At 36.6% G+C, this 15795-nt stretch carries 13 protein-coding genes; 9 read left to right on the top strand and 4 right to left on the bottom strand.

What is annotated here, in order from left to right; genetic code table 11:
* Positions 1–8 precede the first annotated feature (8 nt).
* The 3 genes from C1A40_RS09480 to C1A40_RS09470 all read right to left on the bottom strand — a co-directional run bounded on the left by C1A40_RS09480 (position 9) and on the right by C1A40_RS09470 (position 4122).
* Positions 9–479, bottom strand: a complete 471-nt coding sequence (locus tag C1A40_RS09480) for a PAAR domain-containing protein (RefSeq protein WP_102995689.1) — start codon at positions 477–479, stop codon at positions 9–11.
* A gap of 100 nt (positions 480–579) precedes the next feature.
* The gene (locus C1A40_RS09475; protein ID WP_102995688.1) at positions 580–3081 is read right to left on the bottom strand and encodes a DUF5686 and carboxypeptidase-like regulatory domain-containing protein; all 2502 of its coding nucleotides are present in this window, start codon (positions 3079–3081) and stop codon (positions 580–582) included.
* Between the two features lie 63 nt (positions 3082–3144).
* Positions 3145–4122 (bottom strand): pyruvate dehydrogenase complex E1 component subunit beta, encoded by a 978-nt coding sequence (locus tag C1A40_RS09470; RefSeq protein WP_102995687.1) that lies wholly within the window; start codon positions 4120–4122, stop codon positions 3145–3147.
* A gap of 186 nt (positions 4123–4308) precedes the next feature.
* Here C1A40_RS09470 and C1A40_RS09465 point away from each other — a divergent pair, with 186 nt between their 5' ends.
* The 6 genes from C1A40_RS09465 to C1A40_RS09440 all read left to right on the top strand — a co-directional run bounded on the left by C1A40_RS09465 (position 4309) and on the right by C1A40_RS09440 (position 11113).
* The gene (locus tag C1A40_RS09465; RefSeq protein WP_102995256.1) at positions 4309–5478 is read left to right on the top strand and encodes an IS4 family transposase; all 1170 of its coding nucleotides are present in this window, start codon (positions 4309–4311) and stop codon (positions 5476–5478) included.
* A 410-nt stretch (positions 5479–5888) separates the two neighbouring features.
* Positions 5889–6635 carry an electron transfer flavoprotein subunit beta/FixA family protein gene (locus C1A40_RS09460; protein WP_102995686.1) on the top strand — a complete coding sequence of 249 codons (747 nt, stop codon included), beginning with the start codon at positions 5889–5891 and terminating at the stop codon, positions 6633–6635.
* A 154-nt stretch (positions 6636–6789) separates the two neighbouring features.
* Positions 6790–7749 (top strand): electron transfer flavoprotein subunit alpha/FixB family protein, encoded by a 960-nt coding sequence (locus C1A40_RS09455; RefSeq protein ID WP_102997187.1) that lies wholly within the window; start codon positions 6790–6792, stop codon positions 7747–7749.
* A 116-nt stretch (positions 7750–7865) separates the two neighbouring features.
* A complete protein-coding gene (locus C1A40_RS09450; RefSeq protein ID WP_102997186.1) occupies positions 7866–8483 on the top strand; it encodes a bifunctional nuclease family protein in 618 nt (205 codons plus the stop codon).
* Positions 8484–8499: 16 nt separating this feature from the next.
* The gene (locus tag C1A40_RS09445; RefSeq protein ID WP_102995685.1) at positions 8500–10026 is read left to right on the top strand and encodes a NupC/NupG family nucleoside CNT transporter; all 1527 of its coding nucleotides are present in this window, start codon (positions 8500–8502) and stop codon (positions 10024–10026) included.
* Positions 10027–10288: 262 nt separating this feature from the next.
* Positions 10289–11113, top strand: coding sequence for a thymidylate synthase (locus C1A40_RS09440; protein ID WP_102995684.1), 825 nt, complete (start codon positions 10289–10291; stop codon positions 11111–11113).
* A gap of 149 nt (positions 11114–11262) precedes the next feature.
* Here C1A40_RS09440 and C1A40_RS09435 read toward each other — a convergent pair whose 3' ends face one another.
* Positions 11263–11559, bottom strand: a complete 297-nt coding sequence (locus tag C1A40_RS09435; RefSeq protein WP_102995683.1) for an isoamylase early set domain-containing protein — start codon at positions 11557–11559, stop codon at positions 11263–11265.
* 302 nt (positions 11560–11861) lie between these two features.
* On the opposite strand from C1A40_RS09435, the gene C1A40_RS09430 reads away from it, so the two are divergent.
* The 3 genes from C1A40_RS09430 (at position 11862) to fabD (ending at position 15794) form a co-directional block, all read left to right on the top strand.
* Positions 11862–12782, top strand: a complete 921-nt coding sequence (locus tag C1A40_RS09430; protein ID WP_102995682.1) for a dihydrofolate reductase — start codon at positions 11862–11864, stop codon at positions 12780–12782.
* 255 nt (positions 12783–13037) lie between these two features.
* Positions 13038–14594, top strand: coding sequence for an NAD(P)/FAD-dependent oxidoreductase (locus tag C1A40_RS09425; RefSeq protein WP_102995681.1), 1557 nt, complete (start codon positions 13038–13040; stop codon positions 14592–14594).
* A 312-nt stretch (positions 14595–14906) separates the two neighbouring features.
* Positions 14907–15794 carry an ACP S-malonyltransferase gene (gene fabD / locus C1A40_RS09420; protein ID WP_102995680.1) on the top strand — a complete coding sequence of 296 codons (888 nt, stop codon included), beginning with the start codon at positions 14907–14909 and terminating at the stop codon, positions 15792–15794.
* Position 15795: the final 1 nt, after the last annotated feature.

Below are 15795 nucleotides of genomic sequence, written 5' to 3'. Positions count from 1 at the left end.
GGGGTTTACTAAATACTAAAATCGACTTCAACTAAATAACCACGATTCCTAGAGGCTTCCTGATTTCGCTCTGCTATTTTAAGGCTTTCACCCTGACCAACAACGACTGATTTTAAGCGATCAATCGTGCTAATTTTAGGAAATGGGATTTTTTCGGCAGGCAAGACCTTTGATGGTTCCACCAGACTGCTTCCAATTAAAATATTAGCTTCTCCCATAACTACTATTCCGCCGTGAGCCGAAGAATCCCCCACGCAAGCCATAGGCTTACCATTTATCAAAACCGTTGGGTTCCCAGAAATAATAGTATCAGGACCACCTACACAAGTACATAAACTACCTAAAGTAGCTGCAGGTTTGCTATTAAACAATACATTAACCTCGCCTTTAATTACGGGTCCGCCCACATGAGGCGTCGTACCACTACACATGGGACACGTATGATGACTTCCTAAAGTTGCGGCTGGTTTTCCAGGCATGATTTATACATTTGATAGATTTGAATCGCTCAAATGTAATCAATTTTTATTTATTTGTAGGATTTTGCTTATCTTTTTAATGTAAGCAGTCTCATGAAGATTAAAAACTAAATCCAAACGCGCCAGTGATACCAAATTGTCGGGCATTCGGATTTTGAACCTCATCCAGATAATTGCCTCGGAAATTGAAGTCCAAACGGAATACTTTAAAAATATTTCCGATACCGAAACTGTATTCGTAATAAGGGATTTCAGATGGTGCTTGATACACCAGACCTGAAGCATTCAAGTCGATATTATCTTGAGAAATACTTCCTATTACTGTTCTAAATCCAGCGATGGCTCTTAAATTGAGTTTCTTAACCAAAGGAATTCTAGAAAATAGGCGGCCGTTAAAATTATGCTCTACATGCACCGAAGTATAAGCATCGGTTACAAATTCATAAAAATCAATTTGCGAGAAGGTGTTATAAATCGAGAAATAACTCTGATTCCCAGGAATTACACTTAACAGACCGAGTGGCACGGTTCCAAATGTTTTTCCCGCTTCAATGGTCGTGTAAAGTCTTCCAAAACCACCAATTTGCCAAGGTTGCACATAGCGAAACTGAAGTTTAGTATAGTCAAAATTATCATTATCCCTGCCTTTCACACCGCGAGTAAATAAAGCAAATATTTGCGCATAATCGTCGTTAGCAGCCAAACGTTCCACTCCAAACCCAGTCATTTTTCGTCCTGGAAAAAATGACATTAATAATTCGGTTTCATATTGTTTAATTTCAGAAGAAATACCTGTTGGAGAATTGGGATCGTAATAATCTAAACTAAAGGTATCTGAAGCCGACTCCAAGGTTCTGTAACTCCCACCCAATCTCACCGTGAAATTTTTTACAGGCTCAAATTCTAGGGCTAAAGTCGATAAATTGATATTAGTAAGTTTATCGTTAGTAGCGGTTGTAAAAAGACCAGATGAAGCAAAACTACGTCCTAGCACATCGGTAGAATTTGTTAAACTCGCCCCTATTTGTTCGATATCACGACGGTTACCTCCTGAAATAATCAAACGCGTTTTTTTGTCTAACAGCACTTTTCCTGAAATACCATACTTAAACTTATCATCTCGAAACCCATAAGCCATAAAACCTTCAATACGCCATAAATCGTTTCTACCAAAATACGTACGACCACCAACACGGGTTCTAATCCCTTCAACGTCATTGTATCCAAATGACGAAAATACAGGACCATAATCCAAAGGCAAGGTATTAAACTCATAATAGCCAGAAGCCAAAACAGTACCTGCGCTATACAGGTTTTTAAACTTTTTTACCGTTTTTAAAGTATCGAGCATTTTATAAACACCCTTTTCGTCTTTACTAAGCTGCTCCATGCGATTTTCATCCCAAAAGGCATCATCACGGTTATAGACATCTTTATCGTAGTAGTTTACTTCTTTCTCGTAAAATTTCTTGTCCTTTACAATATCGAACTCGTAATTATCCAAGAGCGTTGTTCGCTTTCCGTAGAGTCCGCGTGATTTCTCCTTTTTACTCGGCGCAAAATCCGACATCATATAATCACGTTTCACTAAGAATAACGAATCGTTAAGCACTTCAAACTCCTGTTCGATATAAATTTCTTTTACCCAATTTATATTAGCACTTTTTGAGGCTTGCAGGTTTATTTCCTTAATGGCATACGTGGTATCGGCTACCCAAAAATCACCTTTAAAAGTAAGTTCATTTTTCCGTCTGGGATAGTAAATAATATTATAACACCATTTATTATCAATATAAGCGCTATCGGCTAAAACGTAGTTATAGGTATTAATACCTGTTCTTGACAGCGGACTCACAAAGCTTTTATCGAAAAATTTCAGGTAATTATCATACACATTGATATCGGCATACAAATCCTTTACAAAATCGATAAGACTCTGGTTATCACTAAACCCCGAGTTTTTATTTCCTTGAAGTATTTCTTTGTATTTCTTTAATACATTATCGCCATAGACTTTAGAAACGGCCTCATTTACAAAAATGGGCAGGTAAGTTTTTCCGGTGACTTTAGAGGTGTCTACCTCTTCAAAAACAAACTCCATACCTTTAAACAATTTACTATTTATAAGCGCACTGTCTATGGTATTGATATCAAACTCGAGTTTTTCGTATTTGTTATATTGATACTGTTTGAATTGTTTTAAGCCGTTACTACGCTTATGCTCCCATATTTTACGCAGTAAATCTATAGCCGGATTATTTTTTTTTGGCTGCTTACCTGATACAATTAACACCTCGTTTAACTGAGAACGAGCCTCCACCAGTGTGAATTTTAAATCGTAGTTAATTCTTTTTTCTAGCGGTATTTTTAAGGTTTCATAACCGATAAATGACACGGTTACACCAGACCATGTTTCATCCGACTCTAAGTAAAAACGACCATCCTCATTGGTTATAGTACCCTGAGTTGTTCCACTAAAAATAACGTTTGCAAAAGCAATGGGGTCGTTATTTTCATCAAAAACATAACCACTAACTTTAGTTTGCGCGAATACCGCACAAAAACATGTAAAAAATAAAGCTAGAAAAAGTCTTATGGTCATAATAAAAAAAACTTCACCAACACAAAATGCTGATGAAGTTTATATTAAGGTAAAAAATACGTTTTATTTATACATCACCTTTTTTACCGCCTTAATTACCTCGTCTTTGTTAGGTAACCATTCTTCCAATAATACTGGAGAATACGGTGCAGGTGTATCTGCTGTGTTAATTTTAATAACAGGAGCATCAAGATAATCGAAAGCTTCAGATTGTACTAAGTATGTAATTTCAGTAGCTACACTTCCAAAAGGCCATGCTTCTTCTAAAACCACTAATCTGTTTGTTTTCTTTACAGATTCTACAATCGCTTTTCTATCCATTGGACGTACCGTACGTAAGTCGATAATTTCACAAGAAATACCTTCTTTCTCTAACTCGTCGGCAGCTTTGTAAGCTTCTTTAATGATTTTACCAAAAGATACGATGGTTACATCGGTACCTTCACGTTTAATATCGGCAACACCTAAAGGAATAATGTATTCCCCTTCTGGCACTTCACCTTTATCGCCGTACATTTGCTCACTTTCCATAAAAATAACCGGATCGTCATCGCGAATAGACGCTTTTAACAAGCCTTTGGCATCGTATGGATTAGATGGCACAACGACTTTTAAACCTGGGGTATTAGCAAACCAGTTCTCAAAAGCCTGAGAGTGTGTTGCTCCTAACTGACCAGCAGAAGCTGTAGGACCACGGAATACAATCGGACAATTGAACTGCCCACCAGACATTTGTCTGATTTTAGCCGCGTTATTTATAATTTGATCAATTCCAACTAATGAAAAGTTAAAGGTCATATACTCTACAATTGGCCTATTTCCAGTCATTGTAGATCCTATAGCAACACCAGCAAAACCTAGCTCTGCAATTGGTGTATCAATAACACGTTTAGCGCCAAACTCGTCTAACATGCCTTTTGATGCTTTATAAGCACCATTGTACTCTGCTACTTCTTCACCCATTAAGTAAACGCTCTCATCTCTGCGCATTTCTTCGCTCATTGCTTCGCAAATAGCTTCTCTAAATTGAATTGTCTTCATTAAAGTTTATTTTTATTCGAATAGCAAAAATAATAATTATTGACCATACTATACCATAAAAATCATGTGTAAAATTCAGGAAAAATAGTTTTTAGTCAATAGCGTCCAAAACGCTTAAAAAGAGAAAGGGATTTTGTATCTCAAAATATTATTTTTGAGTTGCACAACAAAAAATAACCTTTCTCCATGACAAATATAACATTGTTCTCTCAGATAATCTCCAAATTAGACCGTTCTAGTTTTTCTAAACTTGTAAAAGCCAAGGGAACAGATAAACATCAAAAAGGATTTAATAGTTGGACACATTTAGTCTCCATGTTGTTTTGTCAATTTGCAAAAAGTCAATCCGTCCGAGATATAAGTAATGGACTTCGCTCTGCCACAGGAAACCTTAATCATTTAGGCATACAGAAAGCACCTTCTAAATCAACGATAAGCTATCAAAACAAACATCGAGACTGGACGCTTTATCGAGATTACTACTATGTTCTTTTAAAAAGTTTTGGACAGCACCCTCACTTAAAACGTGTTAAATTCAAAATTAAATCCAAGATATTTCTATTAGATTCTACAACGATAAGTCTATGTTTAAGTCTCTTTGATTGGGCAAAATACAAAACCCACAAAGGAGCTGTAAAAATGCACACCTTGCTTGATTATGATGGTAATTTACCGCACTATGTAAATATTAGCGATGGTAAAACAGCAGATAATAAAGGAGCTTACGATATTCCTTTGATTAGCCGTTCGGTTATTGTCGCAGATCGATTTTATAATGATTTTTCGTTACTTAACGTTTGGGACAGCAACCAAGTGTTTTTTGTAATTAGGCACAAAGAAAACATCCAATTTAAGAGTATTAAAGAAAAAGAATTGCCAGAAAATAGACATCATCATGTTTTAAAAGATGAAATCATTGAGCTAACAGGGGCTAAATCAAAAACAAAATACCCAAAGAAGCTACGTAGAATAGCTGTATGGGACGATAAAAATAACCAGGAAATAGAACTTATTACCAACCAAATGTCTTGGACAGCAAACACAATTAGCCAACTCTACAAAGCTAGATGGGATATTGAGATATTCTTTAGAGACATCAAACAACAGCTACATATTAAATCGTTTATAGGAACTTCTGAAAATGCCGTAATGATACAAATATGGACGGCTCTTATTACTATACTCATCCTAAAAGCCTTAAAAGCAAATGCAAAATATAATTGGTACTTGTCCAATTTAGTAGCTTTTATAAGACTTAACCTTTTTGTCAAAGTGGATTTGCAAAAATGGATTGATAGCCCTTTTAACGAGCAGCCTCCCCCCAAACAAAATTATACACAAGGGGTTCTTTTTTGAAAAAGATAAAAAACATGGCTAATTACCAGTAAAATCGTTGACTTTTGATTAGATCAAAAATGTTTAGGACAGGATTGGTTTTTAGTAAAAAAACATAAATAACTCACTATAAATAGGAATATATGAATAAGCAAATGGCTTTTGTTTTAATTTAAGATTACACAATTGTAAAACTTGGCATTATTTGTTTTATATTTTTGTCAATTCACAAAGTTTAACGGTCTTATTTTAGCTTTTTACTAGAGTGCCATATCAAATAATCAGAATAAAATAATTAACTTCGTCTCCTGAATTTTTCAGAAGATTTTACTTAAAACTTCTTAAGTCCTTACCTTAAATCAAGATTTAATTAGATTATCTACAGGATTAAGGTATGACTTGGAGATCTAATCATTATAAATTTTATACAAATGAAAATATTAGTGTGTATAAGTCATGTTCCAGACACCACCTCGAAGATTAACTTTACCGACGACAACACGGCTTTTGATTCGACTGGCGTACAATTTGTAATTAATCCTAACGATGAATTTGGATTAACTCGAGCCATGTGGTTTAAAGAAAAACAAGGCGCTCAGGTTACCGTAGTAAATGTTGGTACTGCCGACACCGAACCAACTTTACGTAAAGCGTTGGCTATTGGTGCCGATGCAGCCATTCGTGTGAACACTCCTGCTACCGACGGTTTTTCAGTAGCCAAACAATTAGCTCATGTGGCTAAGGAAGGTGCTTACGATTTAATTATTGCCGGTAGAGAATCGATCGATTATAACGGTGGTATGGTTCCTGGAATGCTTGCCGGACTTATAGACGCTAATTTTGTTAACAATTGTATTGGTTTGGAAGTTGAAGGTACTTCAGCGAAAGCGATAAGAGAAATAGACGGTGGTAAAGAAACCGTTTCTACGGCATTACCTTTAGTTATTGGTAGCCAAAAAGGTTTAGTGGAAGAAAGCGATTTACGCATCCCGAACATGAGAGGTATTATGATGGCCAGAAAAAAGCCTTTAACTATAGTGGAACCCGTAAGCTCGGAGGCTGAAACTACCTCTGTAGCCTTCGAAAAACCAACACCAAAAGGCGCGGTTACTTTAGTTTCACCAGATAATTTAGACGAATTAGTAAACTTACTTCATAACGAAGCTAAGGTAATATAAGTCTCCCCTAACCCTTTTATGGAAGGGGAATTGATTACAGAGATGTTCGTTAAAATATCGAAATTATCTTGAAATCCTGAAATAAATTCAGGATGAAAAAACAAAATTAATTAATGAGATTTCCGCTTTCGCGGAAATGAAAAAAAGTATATTTATGTCCGTTTTAGTATATACAGAATCAGAACAAGGCACATTAAAAAAAGCCGCTTTCGAAGTGGCATCTTACGCTAAAGCCGTTGCCGATCAACTAGGAACAAGTGTTACCGCTATTGCTATTAACGCTAACGACACGGCCGAACTTGGCAAATATGGTGTAGACAAAGTACTTCAAGTTAACCAACCGGAACTCGATAAATTTACAGCAAAAACTTATGCCGCTATTATAAAACAGGCTGCAGAAAAAGAAGGCACTAAAGTGGTTGTCCTAAGCTCTAGCGCCGATAGCAAGTATTTAGCGCCGTTATTAGCGGTAGGCCTTTCGGCAGGTTACGCTTCCAATGTTATTGAAGTCCCTACCAACACCAATCCGTTTACTGTAAAACGTACGGCGTTTACCAATAAGGCTTTCGAATCCATTCAAATCAATACCGATGTTAAAATTTTAGGTGTTTCCAATAATGCCTTCGGATTGGTTGAAAATAGTGCTAGCGCTTCCGCGGAAGACTTCTCGCCAGAAATACCAAGTGCTGGTGTTACTGTAGAATCGGTAGACCGAGCTACAGACAAAGTTACCATTGCCGATGCTGAAATCGTTGTTTCTGGAGGAAGAGGATTAAAAGGTCCTGAAAACTGGGGTATGATTGAAGAATTAGCTGAAGTTTTAGGTGCTGCAACTGCTTGCTCGAAACCTGTTTCCGATTTAGGATGGCGCCCTCATGGCGAACACGTTGGACAAACTGGAAAACCTGTTGCTTCAAATTTATATATTGCTATTGGTATTTCTGGAGCTATTCAGCATTTAGCTGGTGTTAGCGCTTCTAAAACCAAAGTGGTGATTAATACCGATCCTGAAGCGCCTTTCTTTAAAGCTGCCGATTACGGTGTTGTAGGCGATGCCTTTGAAGTGGTTCCTGCCCTTATAGAAAAATTAAAAGCTTTTAAAGCTCAACAATAATTTATTTTTTATAAATTGTGTAGTCCTAAAGAACTGCTTAATTTAGCATTTTATACCAAATGGGTACGCTCGGCTGGTTAAGTTCTAAATTAAGCGGTTCTTTACGTTTTAAATATATGAGTTTAGTAAGATTAAATATAAAAGGAATTTCCTATAGCCAAACGCAAAATGGCGCGTACGCATTAATTTTAAATGAAGTTGACGGCGACCGCAAACTCCCTATCGTTATTGGTGCTTTTGAAGCCCAATCTATAGCCATTGCCTTAGAAAAAGAAATTAGCCCGCCAAGACCCTTAACACACGACTTGTTTAAAAATTTCGCCGACCGATTTGATGTAGTGGTTAAACAGGTGATTATACACAAACTTGTTGATGGTGTTTTCTATTCTAGCTTAATTTGTGAGCGCGACAAAATTGAAGAAATCATTGACGCCAGAACCAGCGATGCTATTGCTTTAGCCCTACGCTTTCAAGCGCCTATTTTTACTTATAAAAACATTCTTGATAAAGCAGGCATCTACTTAAAAGTAAATCCAAAAAAAGAAGATGAAAATCAAGAAGACAGCGTCATTTTAGATGAGCTTGTTGCTAATGAAATGGAACCTAATGAGCAACGTGACACCTATAAAGGTAAAACTCTAGAAGAACTTCAAAAATTATTAGAAGAAGCTGTTGCCACAGAAGATTATGAAAAAGCAGCTCATATTCGAGATGAAATTTCCAAACGCGAATAATCCTTATTTTTAGACTATGAAAAAGTTGTTTTTGGGTATTGCTACCATTTTTTTATTAACATCAACACTAGGGTATGCCCAAGAAACACAAAACAACATTGTTACTGAAGCCGTTCAACAAAGTATTGCTACAGATTCCACACAAACACTTATAGAGCATATCAATGAAGAAATTAGGCAAACGCATACTACTGAACCTGCAAAAGCCAGTATAAGCAACCCCATTCAACCAAGTCAAGGTTTTTCCATAAGCAGTTTATGGCGCGGTGTTTTAGGAATGATTTCACTTATTGCGCTTGCTTTTTTATTCAGCAGCAACCGCAAAGCCATCAATTGGAAAACCGTTGGTATTGGTTTATCCTTTCAATTGATAATAGCTATTGGCGTTTTAAAAGTTCCGTTTATTCAAAACATCTTTAAATATCTAGGAAAGGCCTTCAATAAAATATTAACCTTTACAGAAGCTGGCACCGAATTCTTATTCAAATCATTTATATCGGGCACCATTGAAAGTCCGCTTATAAATTTTGCGGTCACGATATTACCAACTATTATATTCTTTTCTGCCCTAACCTCGGTACTTTTCTACCTGGGTATCATACAAAAAGTAGTAAAAGCTATGGCTTGGTTACTCTCTAAACTATTGGGGATTTCGGGAGCTGAAAGCTTAAGTGTTGCCGGAAATATCTTTTTAGGACAAACCGAAGCGCCCTTAATGATAAAAGCCTACTTGGAAAAGATGAATAAATCGGAAATTCTTCTGGTTATGATAGGCGGAATGGCTACTGTTGCCGGTGGTGTACTTGCTGCTTACATTCAGTTTTTGGGTGGTGACGACATGCAATTGCGTGAATTTTTTGCCAAACACTTACTTGCAGCCTCCGTTATGGCTGCGCCAGGAGCCATTGTCATTTCTAAAATATTATACCCACAAACCGAAGCCATAGAAACCGATGTTATGGTTTCTAAACAGAAAATTGGCGACAACATTCTAGATTCTATCGCTATTGGAACTACCGAAGGGTTTAAACTTGCAGCCAATGTGGCGGCCATGCTTTTAGTATTTGTAGCCTTTATTGCCATGTTAAACTACGGCCTTTTAAAAATTGGTAGTATAGGAAATTTTAATTTGTGGGTTAGCGAAAACACACCTTACAATGCCTTGTCTCTTGAAGCGGTTTTAGGAACTGTTTTTGCCCCACTAATGTGGCTTATAGGTGTTGCCAAGGAAGACATTATGATGATGGGGCAACTGCTAGGTATTAAATTAGCAGCCAGTGAATTTGTAGGTTACATTCAGCTTAGTGAATTAAAAAACACAGCAAACGCGATCCATCTTAATTACGAAAAATCGGTGATTATGGCTACCTATATGCTTTGCGGTTTTGCAAATTTTGCTTCTATAGGCATACAAATTGGAGGCATAGGTTCCTTAGCTCCTGGGCAACGTAAAACCCTATCGCAATTTGGCATGAAAGCTTTAATTGGCGGCACAATCGCTTCTTTAATTTCGGCTACCATTGCAGGGATGATTATTGGGTAACAAATTATAGGGCTCATTTTAGGTTATACATGGTATAAGAATAGCATCCCAATTCCTTCAAATAAAACAGCTCCATTTAGCCCAATACAATTCTAGCTTCCTACCTACCAGCTACAGAGGTTAATAACTTTTAATATCTAAGTTTGTTAAAATCTACTTAGAATCTATCAATTTCCTTAAATTCGCCATTGCAGAATTTATTCATTCTTTTTTACGAAATTTTCACCTTTTAAGAGATTCCTGCCTGCGCAGTAATAGGCCTATGAAACAATATCACGATTTAGTTAAGCACGTTTTAGAACACGGAAACCTAAAAGAAGACCGTACAGGAACTGGAACGAAAAGTGTTTTTGGTTACCAAATGCGATTCGATTTAAGTGAGGGTTTCCCTATGGTTACCACCAAAAAACTACACTTAAAATCGATTGTTTATGAATTACTTTGGTTCTTAAAAGGCGATACCAACATCAATTATCTTACGGAAAACGGTGTTAGAATTTGGAATGAATGGGCCGATGAAAATGGCGATTTAGGCCCCGTTTACGGCCACCAATGGCGTAACTGGAACAGCGATGAAATAGACCAAATTAAGGAGGTTATTAGCAGCTTAAAAAACAATCCGGATAGCCGTCGCATGCTAGTTTCGGCGTGGAATCCTTCTGTTTTACCTGACACCTCAAAATCCTTTAGTGAAAATGTTGCTAATGGAAAAGCTGCACTTCCACCATGTCATGCTTTTTTTCAGTTTTATGTAGCTAACGGCAAGCTTTCTTGCCAACTCTACCAACGTAGTGCCGATATATTTTTAGGCGTGCCTTTTAACATTGCATCGTACGCCTTATTCACCATGATGATGGCACAAGTTTGCGGCTACCAAGCTGGAGAATTTATCCACACCTTTGGTGATGCCCATATTTACAACAATCATTTTGAACAGTTAAAACTACAATTATCCCGAGAGCCGAGACCACTTCCTACCATGAAAATAAATCCGGAAGTAAAAGATATTTTCGACTTTAAATTTGAAGACTTTACCTTAGAAAATTACGATCCACATCCTCATATTAAAGGTCAGGTGGCTGTATAATTTAAAATAACCTAAAAAGTCGTCATTCCTTAAATATATTTATCAGTTTGAGCCCGCCGAAACTCAAATTATACTTGGGTTCATCAAGATATTTCGACAGGCTCAACCTCACTCAGAATCTAACATTATGATAGTCAGAATTTTATATATTACAAGTTTAAAACGCTATTTTCTGCGCCTGCATAATCGTTCCATGCATAGGCATCAGCGTCTGTATCATTAACATAAACGCCATCTACTAGGTACTTAAACTCATACGTGTTTCCTGTATCTAAATCAACTGTTCCTTTAAAGGTGCCATTTTTAAGCTTTTTCAAGACTGCCTTTTTTTCATTCCAGTCGTTAAAAGTTCCTACAACCGAAACTTTTTTTGCCGCTTCAGCTTCAATTGCAAACGTTACCTTACATACGGGTTTTGTTTTTAAATATTGTTTTTTGATAGCCATAATTAAATTTTTTCTGTGTTGTTATAACAACTAATTTATGAAGATTTTAGCACAAATAATCATTTAGAAGACTCATAGTGAAAGAATTATCATTTTAATAATTTGGGTTCAAAAAAAATAATACTTACAAAATATTTTAATCATAAATTTATCGTATTACCAATAATCGCCGTAGCTTATATATTCATTTTCAACAACTTTTAAGCTTTTAAATTTTAAGTTATATCAGAAACAAGCATTCTCAATTATAGATTTTAAACTCCATAAAAAAGCATTAACTTTACCATAATTATTTTATACGTATGTTCGGCAAAAAAAAACCAACCCCACAAATAGACAAAGAGCAATTAGAACTTATTAAAAATGCTCAAAAACGTATTAAACAAAAAAAGAAGCTATATTTCCACTTTGTTTTATTCTTAATTGGTAGTGCCTTTTTAATACTTGCCAATACCGTTCTAGGTATGGGTACAGAATTAACAGAGATTTTGGGTGCCGAATGGTTTGTTTTTGCTATCCTTATTTGGTCATTTTTTTTTGTGTATCACGCCTTTAATGTGTACGTTACTCATAAATTTATGGGTAAAGACTGGGAACAAAAGCAATTAGCTAAACTGGTAGACAAGCAAAAAAAGCGTATTGAACAACTGCAGGCGGGACTACCTAAGGAAGAGGTCGTAAAGAAAACCTCAGAAATTAAAGCCGCTATAGCACCTACAAAAACGACTCCAAACCAAGAACTTACTATTATTGTCGCTGCCGCGGAAAACAACGCGATAGGAAAAGACAATAAATTAATTTGGCATTTAAGTGACGATTTAAAACGATTTAAAAGTTTAACTAGCGGACACCATATTATCATGGGACGTAAAACCTTTGAAAGCTTTCCGAAACCACTACCAAATCGTACACATGTTGTAATTAGCAGACAACAAGATTACACAGTACCGCAAGGCGTTATTGTTGTAAACAGTCTTCAAGAGGCTATTGATTTTTGTAAAAACGACCCACAACCATACATTATTGGCGGTGGCCAAATTTATGAACAAGCCTTAACGGTAGCCGATAAAATTGAATTGACTCGTGTACATAAAAGCTTTGAAGCCGATACCTTTTTTCCTGAAATTGATAAAAAGATATGGAAAGAAACCCAACTTAAGTTTCATCCTACCGATGATAAAAATGAATACGAATTTTCATTTATCACTTACGTTAGAAAATAATAACCTTAAACACTTTGGAAATAGATAAAACAGAAGCTTTATTGCAAAAATTTAATTATAGTTTCGAGAGAAAGCATTAAAAGTATATTAGTGGATTGGAACAAATTAATAATTTATCAGATTTACTCTTAAAACATTTAGATTTTAATTAAACATTCTAAAGCTATATAAAGCTTGCAAAATCATCAACTTGATTCTGCAAGCTTTTTTATTTGTGATTCTCAAAAGCAATACAATTTTCATTAATTTCGCAGTATGGTAAAAGAAATTCAACTTCGTATCACGTTAGCAGAGGAAGAGCGTAGCGATATTCTGGTGTTCAAATCGGCCATAAAGCTCGATATAGACAGAGAAGACATTACTGGCGTAAAGGTGTTACGCAAATCTATTGATGCTCGAAAACCAAAAATCATTTTTAATTATAAAGTGGCGGTATATATTCGCGAAGCTTTACCTAAAACCTCCGAATATCAGTTTGACTACAAAGATGTTTCAAAAGCCAAATCGGTTCATATTATTGGATTTGGTCCAGCAGGCATGTATGCTGCTTTACGTTGTATAGAGCTCGGCATGAAACCCATTGTATTAGAACGCGGTAAAAATGTACAAGACCGCCGAAGAGACTTAAGAGCTATAAATCAAGAGCACTTTGTAAATGAAGATTCCAATTATTGTTTTGGTGAAGGTGGAGCAGGAACTTACAGCGACGGTAAACTATACACCCGAAGTTTAAAACGTGGCGATGTGCGGCGTATTTTTGAAAACCTTGTGTATCACGGCGCCACCGATCAAATTTTAATCGATGCGCATCCGCATATTGGCACCAATAAATTACCTAAAGTGGTGAAAAACATTCGTGAAACCATTTTAAAATATGGTGGCGAAGTTCATTTTGAAACCCGAGTAACCGATTTCAAAATAAAAAATAATAGCATTTACGCCATTCAAATTCAAAACGGCGAAGAACTAGCCGTTGAAAAAGTCATCCTAGCCACCGGACATTCGGCACGAGATATTTTTTATTTACTTCATAAGAAAAACATTGCCTTAGAGGCAAAATCTTTTGCTATGGGTGTTCGTGTGGAGCATCCTCAGCATATTATAGATTCTATTCAATACCACTGTTCAGGTAAACGTAGTGAGTTACTTCCGGCGGCTTCATACGGTTTAGTGCAGCAAGTAAACAACCGAGGCGTATATTCATTTTGTATGTGTCCTGGCGGATTTATTGTTCCTGCAGCTACTGCCAATGGGGAGGTGGTTGTAAACGGCATGTCGCCTTCAAAACGAAATAATTTATATGCCAATTCGGGTATTGTTGTTGAAATTAATGTAGACACCGATTTACCTAAGTATGAAAAATTCGGCGTATTAAAAGGTCTAGAATACCAAAAAAACTTAGAGCGTTTGGCTTTTACCGCAGGCGGAAGAAGTCAGGTAGCCCCAGCACAACGTCTAACAGATTTTGTGGAAGGTAAATTTTCTAACCGTTTGAATGACTGCTCTTACCAACCTGGATTAAATTCGGCGCCGCTTCACTCCTTACTTCCAAAATTTATTGGAGGACGATTACGCAAAGGTTTTGAGGCCTTCGGACAAAAAATGAAAGGTTATTATACTGAAGAAGCCAATATTGTTGGCGTAGAATCCAGAACCTCATCGCCGGTTTCCATTCCTAGAACGGAGCATTTGGCACATCCTCAAATTACCAATTTATATCCATGTGGCGAAGGTGGTGGTTATGCTGGAGGCATTGTTTCAGCAGCCATGGATGGTGAACGCTGTGCTGAAGCTGCCATTGCTGCTTTCTAAATTCAAAATACTATGACAGGAAAAGAGAAACTGTTAGCCGGCGACACTCCCTCTAGAATTTAAAGATAGAAACAGCTGCAAGGAATACGCAATACATAATTATTGTCCATAATGTTTGGATGGGGAGCCCTGCTACTATTTGTTCGAGCGTCACCTTAGTTAATAATGTTGTCGTTGGCTCTGGATAGGTAAGAACAAAAAAGTTTTCCAAATGATATTGCGGTTGCAGGAAATCCTGCCAAAATTATTAAAAGCATATATAACGACTAAATTTATAATGCTTATTTTTGCAGCTCTAAAAAATTAAAAACAATGAATGCATATATTTTTCCTGGTCAAGGCGCACAGTTTACTGGAATGGGTTTAGATCTTTATGAAAACTCTGCCTTAGCACAAGAATTATTTGAAAAAGCCAATGATATTTTAGGTTTTAAAATTACAGACACCATGTTTGAAGGTTCTGCAGAAGACTTGAAGGAAACCAAAGTGACTCAGCCTGCTATCTTTTTACATTCAGTGATATTAGCCAAAACATTAGGAGATAGTTTTAAACCAGATATGGTTGCAGGACACTCTTTAGGAGAGTTTTCAGCATTAGTTGCCAATGGTGCTTTAACTTTTGAGGACGGATTGAAACTTGTATCTCAACGTGCTTTAGCCATGCAAAAAGCTTGTGAATTACAACCAAGTACTATGGCCGCTGTTTTAGGTTTAGAAGATAACCTGGTTGAAAATATTTGTAAACAAACCGAAGGTGTTGTGGTTGCAGCTAACTACAACTGTCCTGGTCAATTGGTGATTTCAGGGGAAATTGAAGCTATTAGCAAAGCTTGTGAAGCCTTAAAAGATGCTGGAGCAAGACGTGCTTTAGTATTACCTGTTGGTGGCGCTTTTCATTCACCACTTATGGAGCCTGCACGTGAAGAGCTTGCTGCAGCTATAGAAAACACGACTTTTAGCAAACCAAACTGCTCAATTTATCAAAATGTAACGGCCAATGCGGTAAGTGATGAAGCCGCTATAAAAGCAAACTTAATTTCTCAGTTAACAGCTCCAGTACGTTGGACGCAGTCTGTTGAGCAAATGATTGCAGATGGCGCCACTTTATTTACTGAAGTTGGTCCTGGGAAAGTTTTACAAGGTTTGGTTAAAAAGATTAATAGAGCCTCAGAAACTGTTTCGGCTACTTTTGAAAATTAAT

It is taken from the genome of Tamlana carrageenivorans (assembly GCF_002893765.1).
In the GTDB taxonomy this organism is placed as follows: domain Bacteria; phylum Bacteroidota; class Bacteroidia; order Flavobacteriales; family Flavobacteriaceae; genus Pseudotamlana; species Pseudotamlana carrageenivorans.
The sequence above is the reverse complement of the archived record's forward strand: the minus strand, read 5'-3'. Positions and strand labels throughout refer to the sequence as shown.